Source organism: Buttiauxella cochleicola, from assembly GCF_021282435.1.
Classification (GTDB): domain Bacteria; phylum Pseudomonadota; class Gammaproteobacteria; order Enterobacterales; family Enterobacteriaceae; genus Buttiauxella; species Buttiauxella massiliensis.
This window is the reverse complement of record NZ_JAJSOT010000001.1, coordinates 914,514-930,050: the sequence shown is the minus strand read 5'-3', so window position 1 is coordinate 930,050 and position 15,537 is coordinate 914,514. Positions and strand designations below refer to the sequence as shown.

General features: G+C 44.3%; 10 protein-coding genes. 5 read left to right on the top strand and 5 right to left on the bottom strand.

What is annotated here, in order from left to right; genetic code table 11:
• Positions 1 to 68: 68 nt before the first annotated feature.
• Positions 69 to 650 (bottom strand): nuclear transport factor 2 family protein, encoded by a 582-nt coding sequence (locus LVQ77_RS04195; protein WP_232903767.1) that lies wholly within the window; start codon positions 648 to 650, stop codon positions 69 to 71.
• A 109-nt stretch (positions 651 to 759) separates the two neighbouring features.
• On the opposite strand from LVQ77_RS04195, the gene LVQ77_RS04190 reads away from it, so the two are divergent.
• Entirely contained in the window at positions 760 to 1,653 is an 894-nt protein-coding gene (locus LVQ77_RS04190) for a LysR substrate-binding domain-containing protein (protein ID WP_232903766.1), read from the top strand.
• A 314-nt stretch (positions 1,654 to 1,967) separates the two neighbouring features.
• Here the strand turns inward: LVQ77_RS04190 and metK are convergent, their stop codons facing one another.
• The gene (gene metK, locus LVQ77_RS04185) at positions 1,968 to 3,113 is read right to left on the bottom strand and encodes a methionine adenosyltransferase (RefSeq protein ID WP_232903765.1); all 1,146 of its coding nucleotides are present in this window, start codon (positions 3,111 to 3,113) and stop codon (positions 1,968 to 1,970) included.
• 98 nt (positions 3,114 to 3,211) lie between these two features.
• Positions 3,212 to 4,360 (bottom strand): cyclopropane fatty acyl phospholipid synthase, encoded by a 1,149-nt coding sequence (gene cfa, locus LVQ77_RS04180; protein WP_232903764.1) that lies wholly within the window; start codon positions 4,358 to 4,360, stop codon positions 3,212 to 3,214.
• A gap of 389 nt (positions 4,361 to 4,749) precedes the next feature.
• Here cfa and LVQ77_RS04175 point away from each other — a divergent pair, with 389 nt between their 5' ends.
• Positions 4,750 to 5,586: an AraC family transcriptional regulator gene (locus tag LVQ77_RS04175; protein WP_232864361.1), complete on the top strand. Its 837-nt coding sequence runs from the start codon at positions 4,750 to 4,752 to the stop codon at positions 5,584 to 5,586.
• Positions 5,587 to 5,687: 101 nt separating this feature from the next.
• On the opposite strand, the gene LVQ77_RS04170 is transcribed toward LVQ77_RS04175, so the two are convergent.
• Together LVQ77_RS04170 and LVQ77_RS04165 are read right to left on the bottom strand one after the other, a co-directional pair.
• Positions 5,688 to 7,349 (bottom strand): NAD-dependent malic enzyme, encoded by a 1,662-nt coding sequence (locus LVQ77_RS04170; RefSeq protein WP_232864362.1) that lies wholly within the window; start codon positions 7,347 to 7,349, stop codon positions 5,688 to 5,690.
• A 352-nt stretch (positions 7,350 to 7,701) separates the two neighbouring features.
• On the bottom strand, positions 7,702 to 8,622 hold the full coding sequence (locus tag LVQ77_RS04165) for a L,D-transpeptidase family protein (protein WP_232903763.1): 921 nt from the start codon (positions 8,620 to 8,622) through the stop codon (positions 7,702 to 7,704).
• A 403-nt stretch (positions 8,623 to 9,025) separates the two neighbouring features.
• Between LVQ77_RS04165 and LVQ77_RS04160 the strand changes: the two genes are divergently transcribed.
• The 3 genes from LVQ77_RS04160 (at position 9,026) to rdrB (ending at position 15,535) form a co-directional block, all read left to right on the top strand.
• Positions 9,026 to 9,517, top strand: coding sequence for a hypothetical protein (locus tag LVQ77_RS04160; RefSeq protein ID WP_232903762.1), 492 nt, complete (start codon positions 9,026 to 9,028; stop codon positions 9,515 to 9,517).
• 571 nt (positions 9,518 to 10,088) lie between these two features.
• Complete coding sequence (rdrA, locus tag LVQ77_RS04155) at positions 10,089 to 12,791, top strand: antiviral RADAR system adenosine triphosphatase RdrA (protein ID WP_232903761.1); 2,703 nt, start codon at positions 10,089 to 10,091, stop codon at positions 12,789 to 12,791.
• Positions 12,791 to 15,535, top strand: coding sequence for an antiviral RADAR system adenosine deaminase RdrB (rdrB, locus tag LVQ77_RS04150; protein ID WP_232903760.1), 2,745 nt, complete (start codon positions 12,791 to 12,793; stop codon positions 15,533 to 15,535). Before rdrA ends, rdrB begins: the two co-directional genes overlap by 1 nt.
• Positions 15,536 to 15,537 lie beyond the last annotated feature (2 nt).

The following is a 15,537-nucleotide window of genomic DNA, read 5'->3' as shown; positions in this document are numbered from 1 at the left end:
AGTGGAGTGACACACTGAATTTAGGCACTTGGATAGAGGTGATATGTTCACCTCTTTTTGAGTCGGGATCAGGCAGCCAACCAGCGCTTACCTTCAACTTTCATTTTTGCTTCCAGTTCACTGCCGCGAGTAGCGAATACGCGCCCAAGAGGGAAACCGCTCTGCTCCAGTAAATAGGCCAGCGCTGCATATTCACGCGGATACTTCGTCACAATCGCCTGGTCAATTTCTACAGGGCCTAAAGGGAAGGTGAAGGTGCCGATATCGTAAACACTCTGACGGTGGAACAACCTCCACACTCCATCTCGTTTTTCTGCCAGGTCGTAAAAACGGTTATGACACTCACAACCAATGTTCAGTTTTACGTTCTCAGCGATGATGATGGCATTGGTTTCCAGAATTGCTTTATCCCCGGCTTCATTAAAGGTAACAGCAGGTGAAGCAATGAGATGCTTGGTACGCAGGTCAGAAGCGCCCATTCGCATTGAACCATTAACAAAGTCGCTTCCCAAGCCTTCAAACCAGGTGATTTCAATCGTGCCGTCAGGGTGGAACAAGTCGCGTAACTGATCCCATTCACCTAAATCACGGTGCATCCAGCCATTCATCAGGTCGTTAAGTTGTTGGCGGTCTTGAAGTTGATTTTGCATATTTTTAGTTCCTGTTGTTTGACTGGATTCAGTTTGGTCCCGAAAGTAGTTAAACTCAAATATATAGATTTTACTGATTAATCATTTTTAATGATTAATGGAGCGATTTATGGATTTACGCCACCTGAAGTATTTTCTGGCTGTCGCAGAGGAACGGCATTTTGGCCGGGCGGCGGAACGGCTCAATATTGTTCAACCCGCGTTAAGCATGCAGATTAAAGCCCTTGAGGCTGAGCTGGGTGGGCCATTGTTGATTCGGACCAGCCGTCGTGTGGAACTGACCGAAGCCGGGAAGCTATTGCAAGCGGAAGCCACGCGCACACTAAAGCAAGTAGAACATACCCGTCTTGCCGTGGAGCGTTCTATTCGCGGTGAAACAGGCCGGGTGCGGATAGGGTTTGCCGGTAATGCTGTCTTCAGCGGCAGGCTGATGCAGGATGTCCGATCTTTTCATCGGGCCTACCCGGACGCTGAAATAATTTGCCAGGAGCTTGCGCCACAGCTTCAAAATGAAGCCATTCAGAATGGGGTGCTGGATGTAGGCTATATGCCTGATTACGATCCGGATCATGAATCAACCCTTGTCTACGAATCTGTGGGTGAATGGGGACGGGTCGTGGTGATGTCCAGCGAGCACAGATTCGCCGATAAAGAGAGTCTGACGGTAGATATGCTGGCCCATGAGCCTTTGATTATGTACGCAATAAATGACGTGGATTCTCAACTTGATACGCAACTCCATAAACTGCTTGGCGACGCTTTGCATATTGCTTATCGGATATCAAGTTCACTAAGCGTCCTCGCTATGGCTGGAGCCGGGTTGGGTATCGCCCTTGTCCCAGCACCATTAGCACAGGTGGCGATCCCGGGTGTGGTTTATCGAGTTCTTGATTCGAAGGAGTTGGCAGCTAATCTGATGATGGTCAGTCGTAAAGACGAACCCAGTGCCGCCGTGCTTGCCTACCTCAAGCACACCCGGAAACACGGTCTCTTTATAGGGTGAACAACTTCCCGGCGTGACCGTAGGCGATTTTTTCCTTATTTCCTCAGTGAAATCATGACTTGATGCAATTCATTGGCAAACAGTGCCGGGTCGGTGGTTCATCTCGCACTCTCTGGAGTTTATTAATTACTTAACTAAAATTATTTGTGCAATATATATCCAGAGGCGTTCGAGTGAATTTTATATGAAATGGAAATGCCGCAGTCTGAGCGAATGAAAGAAAAATCCACGCAAAAGCGTGGATTTCCTGATGTTAACTGTTCTCTATGAGAATTAACTCGCGCTAACAACCTGGCCCTATAGAGCGTGAAAACTTAAAGGAAGCGGCGTAGCAGGTCAGCTTTGTCGGTCTGTTCCCAGCTAAAAATATCACGTCCAAAATGACCGTAGGCCGCTGTTTGCTGATATATCGGTTGCAGCAAATTCAGCGAGCGGATTAACCCATGTGGGCGAAGGTCGAAAAACTCACGAATAAGCATAATCAGTTTTTCATTATCCAGTTTTCCAGTACCGAAGGTTTCCACCATTATTGAGGTGGGTTCTGCAACACCAATGGCATAAGAAATCTGAATCTCACAGCGATCAGCTAACCCGGCGGCAACAATATTCTTAGCGACATAGCGTGCAACATATGCGGCTGAACGATCAACTTTAGATGGATCTTTACCGGAAAATGCACCGCCGCCGTGACGCGCCATACCGCCGTAGGTATCAACAATAATTTTGCGGCCCGTCAGCCCACAGTCACCCATTGGCCCACCAATAACGAATCGGCCGGTTGGGTTAATAAAATATTTGGTATCGCGCGTCAGCCACTCAGGCGGTAAAACAGGCTTAACGATCTCTTCCATCACGCCTTCACGTAGGGTTTGCTGGGTGACTGCTTCACTGTGTTGAGTGGAAATAACCACGGTATCAATACCGGTGATTTTGCCATTCTCATATGCAAAGGTAACCTGACTTTTCGCATCTGGTCTTAACCAGGGTAATAAACCGCTCTTCCGCACCTGAGCCTGGCGTGCCATTAAACGGTGAGCAAAGGTAATAGGAGCGGGCATTAGCGCATCGGTTTCGTTGGATGCATAACCAAACATAAGCCCTTGATCGCCTGCACCTTGATTTGCTTCATCTTCACGATCTACTCCACGATTTATATCGGGAGACTGTTTACCAATCGCACTTAAAACGGCGCAAGTGTGGGAATCAAACCCCATTTCTGAGCTGTTATAGCCGATGTCATGGATCGTGCGGCGCACAATCTCTTCTATATCCACCCACGTGTCGGTGGTAATTTCTCCCCCCACCAAAACCATGCCGGTTTTTACCAGCGTTTCACAGGCCACGCGCGCTCTGGGATCTTGTCCAATAATGGCATCGAGAATAGCATCAGATATTTGGTCGGCTATTTTATCAGGATGCCCTTCAGAAACAGATTCTGAGGTGAATAACTGTTGTGACATACAAAATCCTTAAATTAATAACTAAATCATTTAATACTGATAATAAAAATAGTAGTTATATTATCGAAATTAATTTGCGATTAAGGTTATAGCCAATATCAGCGATAAACATACATTCCACCTTCTACACCACGGCTAAATAAAACTTGCCACAGCTGAATATCGCGGGCACGGAAAGCTCCTGCACAAGATGTGAGGTAATAATTGAACATGCGTTTAAAAGATTCGCTGTAATTATCCTGTATCTCAGGCCAGAAAAGATTAAAACGTTGGTGCCAATCCATTAATGTCAGGTCATAATCTGCACCGAAATTGTGCCAGTCTTCGACGACAAAATGGGGTTCTGAGGCGCTGGCTATTTGTTTTACAGAAGGCAGGCAGCCGTTAGGGAATATATATTTGTTAATCCATGGATCAACGTTGGTATCTGATTTATTCGCACCAATAGTGTGTAGCAGGAACATTCCGTCCGGTTTAAGGCAGCGGTTCACCACTTCAAAATAGGTGTCGTAATTTTTTGGCCCAACATGCTCGAACATCCCGACGGAAACGATACGGTCAAAATGGCTGTCGAGATCGCGATAATCCATTAGCTTGATGGACACATCCAGCCAGGTGCAACGCTCCTGTGCCATTTTCTGCTGTTCTTCAGAGATGGTCACACCGGTAACATGAACATTGTAATGTTCTGCAGCGTACTGTGCCAAACCGCCCCAACCGCAGCCAATATCCAGCAGTTTCATACCGGGTTGAAGCTGCAATTTTTCACATAACATTTTCAATTTGGCTTCTTGCGCCTGACGCAAGTTGGTCGCATCTTTCCAGTAGCCGCAGGAATACTGCATATACGGATCGAGCATTTTTGCAAACAGATCATTGCCGATATCGTAATGTTCTTTGCCAACAATCCAGGCGCGTTTACGTGTCTGTAAATTAAATAAGCGCATACCCGCGACACGGGCTAAATCCCTGAAGTTTTTTGGTGCTTTCTCATCGAGTTTTGCACGAAGGATTTTCTCGAATAAAACATCCAGCGCGGCGCAATCCCACCAACCTTCCATGTAGGATTCACCAAGGCCAATAGAACCTTCCTGCAAAACACGTTTATAAAAGTCAGGATTGTGTACTTGAATATCCCAGCGGCGGCTGCCGTTAAAACGGACATCAGCCTGGTTCACAAGATCTTCTGCAATCCGATACCAGTTGTCTTTGCGTACGACGGGTGCACTTTCAACTTCAACACTCATATCTCATCCTCAATAAAAGCCTAAGCTAAATTTCTACTCGACTATCTGAACTCATTTATGTTTCGTTAAAAGAAAGTTTGAATAACAAATATATAAATTTGTTATTGATTGACTGCTGCGGTATAAATAATTAGCTCATGCTAGCTATATATTTTATAAATAGTAGAGTGGCTTATTATAAATACCTCTGAGTTTTTTATTGGCTAAACTAATGGCGATGTCAGTCAACGCTTTATTCTGGGTGCGATTAAATATTTCATGTTACTACTTTACTGATTTTTGGTTACTCATTGACTGGGCTGATGAATTAATTATCGCAGCTAAGAAGGTTTGTGTATCATGAAGGGATGCCAAGTTGTGTCGATCAAGCGTCAATTTAGGTGAGTCAGATGGTTAAAACAAAAAAGGTATTACACTCATTCCGCTACACGGGCGATGCAACAGGGGCTAAACTTGCACGCCCTGTTTTCTTCCGTTCGTTTATGCTGGCGGAAAACGTGCAATCAGAACTGCATTCTCATCCTTTCATTCAGTTCCACTACGCCCGTGAAGGCTCCCTATATATTTCCGTGGAGAATAATTCATACATTATTCCTGCCTGTTATGGGTTATGGATACCGGCATTTATGCCTCATCGGGTGCAAACTGCCAGTGAAGTGATGCTGGAGAACCTTGATATCGACCCGGATTACTATGCGGCTACGGGTTGTAAAGCGGAGCTAAAGTTGGTAACTGTCTCTGACTTTGCGCGTAGTTTTATCCACCATGCAACGCAGACTATCCCCGAGTTTTATGATGCTAACGGTAAAGAAGGGCGCCTGGTATCCACTTTAATCGACGTGCTAAACGATCTTCCCGCCGCAGGATTTGCAATGACCTGGCCTACGGCACCGGCATTGCTGGAAATGTGCCAGGTGATCAGCGAATCACCCGATTTACCCCATTTAATGGAAGAGTGGGCCGAGCGGATAGGAATGTCGCCACGTACTTTTTCACGGCATTTTATTAAAGAAACCGGGATAACGTTCAGCAACTGGAAACAACGACATCGTTTACTGCATTCAATTATTTTACTACGCCAGTCACGCAGCGTGACCGAGATTGCGTTAATGCTGGGTTACGGTAGTACGTCAGCTTATACCTATGCATTCCGCCAATTATTTGGCGTATCTCCCTCGCGCTATGAAGCTACACCTCCACCGCCAGCTGCGATTTTATATGATTAAAACCAGATGTTTGCTGGGGAGGTAGCTTAATAAAAATCCGGAGATGCTAAACATTTCCGGATTTTTTATGGCTAATCAAAAAATGGAGTAGGGGCAATCAGTCAGAATGAAATACGCTTGTAACCCTGATATTCAGGTTTCCAAAATATCTTCTCTAATTTTTCTTCTAATTCATAAATTCCCATGCTGGTAGCAACGCCATCTTCAGCACCTGCAAGCGCAACGGCAATGGCGATTTTTTTAGATATTTCATGAATCTTTGTAAGCTCAGGTAATAATGCTCCATGCGGGTCTTTGAGCATAGGCGATGATTGTGCAAGGACTTTACTGGCTGCCAGGAACATACTTTCGGTTACACGTTTCGCATTTGAGAGTAAAACGCCCAACCCAAGACCCGGGAAGATATAAGAGTTATTGCATTGAGAAATAATGTGTTTATTACCATTGTAGATAACCGGCGCGAATGGACTTCCTGTTGCGATGATTGCGTTACCTTCGGTCCATTCGATAATATCGACAGGTTCAGCCTCAACGCGTGATGTTGGATTCGACAACGGGAAAATAATTGGCGTGGAAGTGCAAGAATGTATCGATTTGATAACTTCTTCCGTAAACAGGCCTGGTACACCCGATACCCCAATTAATATCGATGGTTGGATGCAATTAACCAGCGCCGCAATATTTTTGCCATCAGGGGAAAATGTTAAGCTTTCTCTTGCATGAGCCAGTCGATACTGGAAATCAGTTAATGCAGGGGTGTCTTTTAATACCAGACCATCTTTGTCGACAAGAAATATATGACTTCTGGCGATTTCCTCATCAATACCATCAGCCTTAAGTGCTGATACAATGAGCTCGGCAATGCCACAACCAGCAGACCCAGCCCCAACGAACATAATACGTTGCTCGGAAAGTGATATTTTATTACGCAGACAGGCTGCGAGAATAGAGCCTAATGCTACAGCCGCTGTTCCCTGGATATCATCATTAAAGCAACATAACTTATCCTGGTATTCTTTCAACAATGGCGTTGCATGTTGTAGTGCAAAATCCTCAAACTGCAACAACACTCCTGGCCAACGGCGCTCAATTGCTGACACAAAAATATCAATGAACTCAAAATATTCCGCATCAGAAATGCGTGCGTGGCGGGCTCCCATATATAATGGATTACTTAGCAGTTCTTTATTATTAGTCCCGACATCGAGCATTACGGGTAAACACTGGTGCGGGTCTATACCGCCGCAAGCCGTGTATAAAGACAATTTCCCAATAGGAATACCCATTCCACCAATGCCCTGGTCACCTAAACCGAGAATTCTCTCACCGTCTGTAACCACAATAATTTTGATATCATCGCTAAGAACATTTCGAAGAATGCTTTCAATATTGTCTCGGTCCTCCCAGGCAATAAATACTCCTCGGTTTTTACGCCAGATTTCCGAAAAGTGCTGGCAGGCATAACCAACCGTTGGCGTATAAATTAATGGCAGTGAAGCTTCGATATCAGATGTGATGTAATGATAAAAAAGCACCTCATTTGTATCTTGCAAGTTACGCAAAAAAATATGCTTATCTTCATCAGTAATGAAATTATTTAGCTGGAAGCGTATCCGGTCGCTTTGTTCGTCTATTGTTTCGACAATTGTGGGGATAAGTCCATGTAAGTTAAATTCATTACGCTCACTGTTACTAAATGCGCTTCCCTTATTAAAGGTAGTATTGCTAAGCAGGGATTGCCCGGAAAGGTGGGTGTATCGCATTTTACTCTCACTTTGTTAAATAGCTGACTCTCTGAATTTGTAGAGATATATATTCCTAATTATTTTCTTATGCAAATGTGCCAAATCAGTAGCCAGAAGCTATATTCAAAAAGGCTATATGCAATGTGAGTAAGAGACTAAATCAAGAATAATAAAAACAAAAAAGCAACATCGCTAATTCTGAATAAATTTATCTGAAACATTCAGGTGCACAAAAGAAACATAATTAAGACAGGTGTGTTGTTTTAAGGTGAAGTGCAACAAAATATAACAGAAAGGTGGGTGTTGGTTTAACTAACAACATCAACGCCACCTTTTCTGCCGACCAACCTTTTATCAGTCCTGATAAGATTTATTTTGTGATGTTAATTTGTACAGGCAAGCCTGCGCGCATTGCCAATGCTTTATCCACAACGTCATGTTGCACCTGTTTATCCTGTAAGACGGATTCAATTTTCTGAGACAGGTGAAGAGGTGATACGTTTGCCGTGTTAAATTCTGCCTCATTTGAAGACAGTGGGTTATGAACCTCGACATAACGAGATCCATCTGGCTCAACAGTGGCTTTCACCGGTTCGTTAATCAATTCAACGCGAGTACCGACAGGGACTTCATTAAAGAGTTTTTTCAAGTCATCGGCCCTTAAACGAACGCAACCGTGGCTGACTCTCAGGCCAATCCCAAAGTTTGCGTTTGTGCCATGAATGGCAAAAAGATTACCGATATACATCGCATATAAACCCATCGGGTTTTCAGGCCCAGCAGGAACCACCGCCGGTAATATTTGGCCTTCTGCTGCAAACTCAGCCCTTTCATTCGGCGTAGGAGTCCAGGTTGGACCTGCTTTTTTACGTTGTACGCTTGTGACCCATTGTTCAGGTGTATCGTGGCCAACCTGACCTATACCCACCGGGAAAATCTCAACCACATTCTTGCCTTGCGGGTAATAGTAAAGCCGCATTTCAGCAGTATTAATGATGATTCCCTCATGTACCGTATCAGGCAGAATCACTTGCAGAGGGAAAGTGACAACGCTTCCCGATTGCGGCAACCAGGGGTCAATACCAGGATTCGCTTCCAGCATATTGCTTAAACCCACATGGTACTTAACTGCAAAATTTTCCAGCGGCTGCTGGTTGTGGGAAGGGATTTGCTCAACAGCGTTTTGCCCAACCAAACGACTGCCGTCAGAAGGAAGAGTGAATGTTGAGGCGAATGAAGAATGTGAGGCCAGGAGTCCAATAACCAGGAGAGAGGGTGTGCGGAATTTCATGATGAACCATTTGTATGATGAATTGATGTGATATTACTCCCAATATAATCATCGCTCCATATTCATATTAATTTACACCGAAATTAAATGGAGGGGGATTACATGTTCCGTACGAGGATTTATCTTTTATATGAACGTTATGTTACATCCAGATAACATTTGGCATTATTCAAATATTTGCAACGATGTCGTATTTCTATCCGTTTTACTAATGTGCAGTTTTATCTATTGCTCGAATAAAATAATGTCTATTTTTACCTATTGCACATAATGTATTTAAAATTTCGAAGGGCGTATGCTTAATATTCAGGATGAACTCCTGCTTTAATGCATTTTTATTTTATAAAAATATCCAGCCATTACTTTAACTGCACTCTATCTGTATTGCGAGGATGTTATCTATATGTTTAAAAAACTCTCTTTTCACATTATCCCGGTACAAATTTTCCTTGGTATTTTTTGGTTTAAAAACGGGTTCATTGATAAGGTTTGTGGCATTTTCAACGGTCTCATCTCGCCTGAGACGGCTTACCATGGGGATACCTGGGCAGGTTGGAAGGAGTACATCGTTGGAACCTGGGATAAGAGTCAGGTTGCCCATGTTGCATTAAGTCCGCTATTTGATGCACTTTTCCCTGTTTTGATTATTCTTCAGTGTCTTCCTTTCCTCTTCATTATTGTTTCTATTCTGAAACTGGAGTTTCTGACGGATGCTAATGCCCGTCCATGGCTAATGAAAAGTGCTGTGGCGTCACTGTTTGTTACCAGTGTGATGTTGTTTAGCCAGACACTGTCCGGCGCAAGCGATGGTGAATATCTCTGGCATCTTCTGGCTGCGGGAATGGTTCTAATAATGTATATCAAAAATATTAATACTATTATTGGAAAAGTATAAGACGGCGGGGCGGTCAATGGGGGATATTAAACCCCTCATTATCGATACCGTTGTTATACTCATCTGTAATGTGCTTTTTCGATATCATCTAAGATACGATTAAATAAAAAATCCACGCAATTGCGTGGATTTTATGGGATTTGTCGGCCCTCATGAGATTCAATGAAATCTCATGAGACAACAGAAGCTATTTAGACGTTGAACCGTGATTTATAAGTTAACCATTTGTTATTTAATGAAATAATTATTGGTATATGTTTTTATACTCATAAATGTACTCACTTTTATTGATGTTGTTATCTGGGGGTTAGTTACCGCAGCGCCGACCAATTCTTATGCATTAGGATTTATTACACCATTTCTTATGTTTGTTAATGGTGATATGTCAAATCCAGGAGAGCAGGCCAAATTCACTCTTCTATAGCGGGCTACTGTCACGGATTGAAATGATTAGAAATTGAATTGTTTTTGAGATTGTTCTAATTACGATCTTGATTTTATTTGTTTTTGTATCAAAATTCACAGTTTCATCCTCTGTTCCCACATCAAAAACGAGCATAAAGGGATTATTGTGAACACGATATACATACCATTAGACAGCGGAGAGTCTGCGGTCCTTAAGGATCCAGATACCTTACTTCCCCGTAAAATTTACGAACAGCTAGCTCGGTTTATAGCAAAGGCTGTTGATGATGTGCCGAAAAACTCGGAATCGCTCAACGAAACGCGCAGTCATAAGGCGATATCGATAGACGGTGAAAGGGGGACGGGTAAAACTTCTGTGCTTGTGAATTTAAGTGATTACCTAGAGAGTAACTATAATGACCTTGCTGGGAAGATTCACATTCTCGATCCTATCGATCCGACTCTGCTTGAAGATGGCGAATCGCTGTTCTTGCATATCATTGTTGCTGCCGTACTTCAGGATAAGGAGATAAAAGCTGCCCAGTGCAGAGACATTAATAAATCTAGGGCGTTCACTCAAAAGCTTGAAGAATTAGCCCATGGTCTGGAATCGGTTGATTTGCAACAAAGTCAGCGCGGGATGGATAAAATTCGCTCGTTATATGGCAGCAAGCGTCTGGCAAATTGTGTTGAGGAGTTTTTAATCTCTGCGTTAGAGTTGATTGGCAAAAAATTATTAATACTTCCGATTGATGATGTAGATACATCACTTAACCGGGCATTTGAAAACCTGGAAATATTGCGTCGCTATCTTACCTGTCCGTATGTATTGCCGATTGTGAGCGGTGACCGCAATCTTTACGATGAAGTCTGTTGGCGTGACTTTCATGGAAGACTTAATAAAGACTCATCTTATAATCGTAAGAAGTCTTATGATATCGCCAAAGAATTGGCCATTGAGTATCAGCGTAAAATTCTACCACTGCCGCGTAGACTGAGTATGCCTGCTGTGAGTGATTACTGGCAGCAAGCCGGTATCAATGTTACTCTGAACAAAGACGGTATTCCTCTGCGTAACTTTATGGCATGGCTGAAGATATTTATCACCGGTCCGGTGAACGGCCTTGAGGGTAGCGATTTACCGATACCGATCCCATCGATACGTGCCCTAACGCAGTTCATTCATCATTGTGGTGATTTAGTAATAGAACTCCCACCAGAACTTAAAAGTATGGATACTCCTCTTGCTGTTCGCCGTTGGTGGCAGATGCCTGATGTTCCACGCCCAGTAATTGAAGCTTTTGCTTTGAAACACCGGGAGCTAAGTAAAGAAGCTAAGAGAGAGTATGCTGATGCATACAAAATCTTCAATGAAAAATATATAGCCTGGAATCCGCAATATTCTGAATTAGGAGCGGAAAGTAAGGGTAACGGTAAGTTTGATGATATTGAGTGGATAAATAGGTTGTTGAGCTATTTCCAGTTCGAACCGAAGGCAGGAGCAGTCTATTTAACCCTTGGGGCTCATCTTAATTGGATTGAATGGCGGAAAGGTAAAAATCGTAACAATTCCATATTTGATACCGCGCTTTTCCAGCCTTTGATGCAGGAACGTCCTGACTTCGCCATTTTTAATGCGGGAGAAAGCTTAGCAGATTGGGAGTCGCAATTATCAAAAAGCTTACCAGAAGGTTGGCTTTCAGTAATCAAAGGAAAGATGACAATTCTGCCTTACCCTATTGCAGAAATGGGTATTAACTCTGGGTTAAGATGGAAGTATTGGGAAGATGTTGAGAGTAATGACGCTAATGAAGAATTGAAGGATAAGGCAATTTTTCTCATCAGTACTTTAACTCAAAGAAATTTCTACACTAATGCCAAACAGTCTATTGTTCTTAATATCGGACGTATTTTTGAAATTATCATTGCCAGCTTGATATCAGATTTGGATTTATCAGACTTGCAGCGAATCATACAACGGTCACCATTTTATTCTGCCAGCGCTCTTGCTCCAACTAAAAAACTACAAATTAATGAACCTGATGGGGAGGACTCTGGAGGTACTGCGGATGATCTCGAAAAAGAAGAATCTTATGACCGTGAAGATAAATTAGAAAATTCATTGAGATTGCTTGATGATGATATTAAAACATGGCGAGAAGAAAATAATGTTGAGAGATTAAAAATATCGCCTTGGATGGTATATAAAGTTTTCAATAAAGTATACAGTCAGGTTGCAAGCAATGCTATCGACCAAAAGGGTATGCAGGATATTACTAAGGCAATTAATATTGTAGGTCGTATATTTTATTCAACATGGTCGGCATTCGGTAGTTTTGAAAAAGGTGAGTTGTTCGGGTTACCAGACGTGGTAGCGACGACTAATATTAACTCTTCAAGAAACTTCTATCAACATGCTAATTTCCGTACCAATCTCGGACCATTTACTCCTGAACAGAATTTACAGCAAGGGCCGTCAAGTCGGAGTGCTCTGAACCGAAAGACTTTTGGTGAGATGAGTAGAACTGTCAGTTATGTTCTGAGCTCACACCCTCTCAAAAGATGGATTGATGCAGTATTATTAGCGGATTTTAAACAGCCATCAAAAAATAATGATGATGCGAAAAAAATAATTAATCAGCGAAAGCTGACCAAAGCTCGGCGATTTATTATTGACAATCTAGATATTGATGAGGATGAAAAGTTAACAAAAAAAATTATTAAAGAGCGGCTAACGGGATTGTTCAAATCTCCACAAGAGGCCGATCAATTTATCAATAATGTAACCCATGAGTTCTCTCATAGCGATCCGGCAGTGAGAATACTGCTAGATGCATACAGTGAACTTAACTCAAGTGGTGACAAATAATGTTAACTCGGTCGCTGAGTGAACATGCAGCAGGGTGTTTTTTCACCGACGAGCGCTTGTCGCGGCGCTTTTGGGCGATCCTGTTATCGCCGCCGACGGATTTTAAGCACTGGTTGTCATTGCAGGAGGAGTGCTACCAGCTGCTCGTTGAGAGTATTGATAGCCGTTACCCTCGTACCTACCGTCTGACCGATGTGCGTCAGCTAATGGGGAACATCTGTGACAACGGCTTGTTGACCAGCCCGGCACTGCCCTGGCTTGAGGTCATTGCAGAACAGCTGCTACTGCGCAATGGTGATTTGCTCTATTATCGCGAAAATAAGGTACAGGACTACGTGCGGATAGCTGCAGAGCTTGATCCGGCTCTGCTTGCGGGCTGGCGTCTTGGTGACTGGCTGCAGCAAAGTCCTCCTCCACGCAAGTCGGACATCACCAGGGTGGTGATGGCACAGAATCCGTTTTTCGCACCACCTGCCAGTTCGAGCAAGTCTTTTGCGGAGGGGCACGTCCATCTGGGGGGGGTGACGGCGGGAGATACCATCCTGGATGGTTATCTTTTTGAAGAGATTGAATTGCCAAAAAGCAAAAAAGCATCGTTGTGGGCGCATGGAGAGCGCGATGGTTTAACACTGTTGTTAAATCGAGCGAAGTCCTTGCTTGCACTGTTACTTTCAGACCCTCCTCAAACGGTTTCTGATCAATTTCAGAATATTGCGGAGTATCGTGAAACGGTTTCCGATAAGTATGCGACCTTAAGTGACCCGATGAGGACGAGCCAGAATCTCCCGGACTGGCTAATTCTCGCTAAAAAGAATCGTGGCAATGAAAACGTCAGCCCTAGCTGGCTATTAAGCCAACTGGCACATGCCTCAGACCGAAAGCATCCTTCACGCTGGCTGTGGCTACAGCTTTACCTTTGTCACTCTTACCAGCTGAAAGACACTCACCCGCTGGAGCGCACGGCAATACTCTGTTTTTGGCTTACGGTTAATGCACTACGGCGCCGCATTATTATGGACGGGCAGGGGCTTACGCGTTTTACCGAACGCTATTTCGGCGGCGCGTTACGCTCGGGTAAGAAAACTGACAGCAGTAATATGCGTTATCTGTTTGCCGGCAAAGACGATATGGCCGAAGTGAAGGCATCCCCGAATGCTTTTGGTCATGAAATGGTAACAGGGTTTTCCTCGACACTGCTCAACACCCTCGGTGTACCGCCCATTTCTCCGCCGTATGTTTTTGGTGAACATGAGATTAAGCCAGACGAACGCACGTCACGCTACATTGAAGCTCTTGAGCGCTGGCAGTTTTGTGGACATTTTTCACGCTCTAAAACAGCAAGCCGCGGCAAGCGACCAAAGGCCGATTTGCAGGCCAACTGGAAGGCAGCAGAGCGATTGTTGCAGAAGCTCTACAGCCATAATGGCTGGAATCACCCGGTTTTTTTAGGGGGGAAACGCAACCCGCACTTTCATTTTCAGCCCTCGAATTGGTTTCGGGGTCTGGATGTTGCAGGGGATGAAAATGCGCTGAAAATTGCGGGTTTTGCACCAATGCTACGATGGCTGCGCAGTGGGCTATATCCGGTACCCGATGGGCTCCGCGCCAGTACGAGCTTTCATTTCAGCATCCATGCCGGGGAGGATTACGCACATCCGGCGTCAGGGTTACGTCATATCGATGAAACGGTGCGCTTCTGCGAAATGCGAGAGGGGGATCGGTTGGGCCATGCGCTCGCGCTGGGAATTGAACCTGCGCTCTGGGCGAAGCGGCATGGTGAAATGATACTTCCGGTGGATGAGCATTTAGATAATCTTGTCTGGCAGTGGCACTATGCCACGGTTTTGTCGGGTTCGTTGCCACTAGCTCAGGCGGTATTACCTCTTTTTGAGCGGCGCATTGCGCGTTTTGTTGCGAGGTGTGATTGGTGTAAAGAAAGACTTCCTCAAATAGACAATAGCGTGGGGGATAAACGAGTACGCGTTGATGAACTACCTCTAAAAGGCATCACGCCTGATACGCTCTACCGGGCCTGGCTTTTGCGGCGTAATTGCTCGTATCGCCTCCAGCAACTCCATGGTGGAGCGCCGTTGACCTCGCAGGAGAAATGCGCGCTGCCAGATTGGTTAACGTTAAGTGATAAAGACAATGTGGCGGCGCAGCTTTATCAACAAAGACACTCCAGCCTACTTGTCGATCTCTCTCCGCAGCTGGTGGTTATTCGAGTTGCCGATGAATGGAGCACGCAAGAGCTAATCGGTCTGGGGAACCCTGGAAAACTGAGTCAGCAGGCAAGTGGTGGTAAAGATATCCTCCAGGATATTGATACACCAGTAGAGCTGGAGTTTATGCATGCACTACAGGACTATTTGCTCGATCGTTACGATCGTAACGGGTTAATTATCGAAACAAATCCGACGTCAAACGTCTATATTGCTCGGTTCAAAAAGCACGTGGAACATCCTATTTTTCGCTGGAACCCGCCGGATGAGGAACTCTTAAAACCAGGTGCTGAATTTAATCGCCATGGTTTGCGTAGAGGGCCTGTAAGAGTTCTGGTCAATACTGACGATCCTGGGATTATGCCAACGACATTACGGACGGAATTTTTACTGCTGCGAGAGGCTGCGATTGAGCGTGGCATCAGTCGAACTATGGCTGAATATTGGTTGGAAAGGCTGCGACTTTACGGGCTGGAGCAATTTCAACGTAATCATTTAAATGTATTTGAAGTTATTGAATAGAG

What these genes read in the sequence shown, in the direction of transcription:
- LVQ77_RS04195 (WP_232903767.1), bottom strand. Translation starts at nt 650, where the DNA reads ATGCAAAATCAACTTCAAGACCGCCAACAACTTAACGACCTGATGAAT.
- LVQ77_RS04190 (WP_232903766.1), top strand. Translation starts at nt 760, where the DNA reads ATGGATTTACGCCACCTGAAGTATTTTCTGGCTGTCGCAGAGGAACGG.
- metK (WP_232903765.1), bottom strand. Translation starts at nt 3,113, where the DNA reads ATGTCACAACAGTTATTCACCTCAGAATCTGTTTCTGAAGGGCATCCT.
- cfa (WP_232903764.1), bottom strand. Translation starts at nt 4,360, where the DNA reads ATGAGTGTTGAAGTTGAAAGTGCACCCGTCGTACGCAAAGACAACTGG.
- LVQ77_RS04175 (WP_232864361.1), top strand. Translation starts at nt 4,750, where the DNA reads ATGGTTAAAACAAAAAAGGTATTACACTCATTCCGCTACACGGGCGAT.
- LVQ77_RS04170 (WP_232864362.1), bottom strand. Translation starts at nt 7,349, where the DNA reads ATGCGATACACCCACCTTTCCGGGCAATCCCTGCTTAGCAATACTACC.
- LVQ77_RS04165 (WP_232903763.1), bottom strand. Translation starts at nt 8,622, where the DNA reads ATGAAATTCCGCACACCCTCTCTCCTGGTTATTGGACTCCTGGCCTCA.
- LVQ77_RS04160 (WP_232903762.1), top strand. Translation starts at nt 9,026, where the DNA reads ATGTTTAAAAAACTCTCTTTTCACATTATCCCGGTACAAATTTTCCTT.
- rdrB (WP_232903760.1), top strand. Translation starts at nt 12,791, where the DNA reads ATGTTAACTCGGTCGCTGAGTGAACATGCAGCAGGGTGTTTTTTCACC.